At 33.1% G+C, this 2,319-nt stretch carries 2 protein-coding genes and 1 pseudogene; all 3 read left to right on the top strand.

What is annotated here, in order from left to right:
• Positions 1-207, top strand: a 207-nt coding sequence (locus C6H08_RS09645) for a hypothetical protein (RefSeq protein WP_158656857.1), incomplete at its 5' end; no start/stop codon positions are given.
• Between the two features lie 36 nt (positions 208-243).
• Complete coding sequence (locus C6H08_RS09640) at positions 244-1,515, top strand: PDDEXK-like family protein (protein ID WP_034580182.1); 1,272 nt, start codon at positions 244-246, stop codon at positions 1,513-1,515.
• 118 nt (positions 1,516-1,633) lie between these two features.
• A pseudogene (locus C6H08_RS09635) lies at positions 1,634-2,278 on the top strand (restriction endonuclease); the annotation flags it as partial.
• Between the last annotated feature and the right edge of the window lie 41 nt (positions 2,279-2,319).

Here is a 2,319-nt window from a genome sequence, read left to right as displayed (position 1 = left end):
ACCCTTTGTGTTTGTGCTATGAGTGTGCTGTTAGTTTTTAATATGCTTTCCTCATCAAGGGCTTTAAGGCTTTGCAAGTCTTGTTCTAGCAGTTCTCTTTTTTGTAATAATGGTAGAGATTATAAAGGCGTTGGAAAAGTTAGTGGGCTAGGCGATATTAGTCTTGTATTTTTGATTGTAATATACATTTATATTTGTAGCGATTAATCTTTACTACATTAAATTTAAAGAAAGGGTAAAAGTGTGAAATATAGAGAATTTTTTGAACGCGTAAAGGGCTTTTTGGAACAAGCAGAGATTCACAAAAGGCGTGGGAATAATGACTTTAATCCCTATCTTGAAATGTGGAGTGGAAGTAATGAAGTAAAACTTCATAGTGCGTTAATAAGTGGATTTTTAAACCCGCTAGGCAATCACTATCAAGGCGATGTATTTTTAGAAACATTTTTAGAATCTGTTGGGCTTAAAGCGTGGTTTGGCAATACACGCAATGCTAGGGTGCATAAAGAGTATGAAAACATTGATGTGTATATCACTAATGGAGAGAGACATATCATTATAGAAAATAAGATTTGGGCAGGAGATCAAGATAGGCAGATTGAGCGGTATATTGACAAAATCGTTAAAGAGCAAAGCAGAGATTTTAATGATGATATGGAATCTAATGAGCTAGAATCTAGCGAAAGTGAAACACCACAAGAGCAAGGTGCGTCTTATGACAATATCGCTGTGCTGTATCTAGCCCCTGATGAACGAAATCCTTCAGGGTATAGTTTAGGCAAATGGGAAATACAAGGGGATTATCTTGTAAATGGAGATAATAAAGTGAGATTTAAGGCTATCACTTACAAGGAAGAGATTTTAGCTTGGATAGAAAACTCACAAGCAAAAGTTGGCTGTATCACAAATCTAAATGCCGCACTACTCTTTTATAAAGATGTCGTGCAAATCATTACAAATACAAAGGAGAACACAATGAGTATAGAGAATTTTTTGACAGACAATAAAGAAAATATGCAGGAGAATATGGAGATAGCCTTTGAGATTCTAAAAAATAGGGAAAATATTATAGAATCTTATTGTGAAGCAATTATAGAAAAACATAAAGAACAAATTGAAAGCAAAAACTTTGAGATTGTTAAGACGAGCAAGGATAAAAAAATGGATAAGTGGAATAGAAATGATTTAAGCTATCCTTTTATGATTAAACCTAAAAATTGCGGTAAATATTATTTTGCCTTTTGTGTAGAACATTACATTCAAAAAGGGAAATATAATTGCTATGGTGTGCGGATTTTTGAGCAAGATTCAGATTCTAGTATGGATAATAATATATCTAGCAAAATCATAGAATATTTAAATGTCGAAGAGATTTGGTGGCTTAACTACAATCAAAAAGATTGGTGGTATGAGCTTGATACATCAATAACAGAGTTAGAATCTAAATTGCAAGCATTTTTAGATTCCAGCAATATTAAAGCCTTAAATGAAAAGCTTAAAGAATATCAAGCATAGCAACATAACCCACACAAAATAAGTTTCTAATCTTATTTTGTGAGCTAAAAATCCACAAATATTCTAAAAAACTTCAATCCTTTGTCATAACGCTGTCAAGAGATCATGTTAATATTACAACGCTTATAAGATTCTACAAACAACTCCAACCTTTGAAAACCTCAAAGAGCTCAAAGAAGAGGGCAAATACCACGAATTTGCCAAAATCTTACGCAAGCACAATATTTCAGGCAAAGAAAATGCCTTTGATAAGCTAGTCAATATTTTTCTTTGCAAAATTTATGATGAGAGTTTTTATAAAGACAATCTAAAATTTGGCTATCGTGGCGTAATGGCAGATACTTATGCGAGTATGCAAGATAGGTTAATGTGGCTTTACAAAGAAGCAATGAGAGAATTTTTGGGTGAAAAAATCACTTTTGTCTCTAATGAAGACATAGAAAAAGACTTCAAAAAACTCAAAGTCAAAGCCCTCAAAGCAACAATGCAAAACTACATCAAAGAACTAAAATTCTACTCTAACAACGACTTTGCATTCCTTGAAGTGCATAACAAAGAATTATTTTTAAAAAATGCCCTTGTTTTAAAAGAAATCGTTGAGCTTTTTGCACCCTACAAACTCACACAAAATTCTACCAATCAATTTTTAGGCAATCTCTTTGAGCTGTTTTTACAAAAGGGTATGAAGCAAGATGAGGGGCAGTTTTTCACCCCTATGCAAATTTGCGAATTTATCGTGTATTCTCTCCCCTTAGATTCTATGCAATGATTATATTGTGCGTAAGCATTCTCTAGTGTCTTTTG

It is taken from the genome of Helicobacter bilis (assembly GCF_900198365.1).
Taxonomy (GTDB): Bacteria; Campylobacterota; Campylobacteria; order Campylobacterales; family Helicobacteraceae; genus Helicobacter_A; species Helicobacter_A bilis_B.
This window is presented reverse-complemented; position numbering and strand designations above follow the sequence as displayed.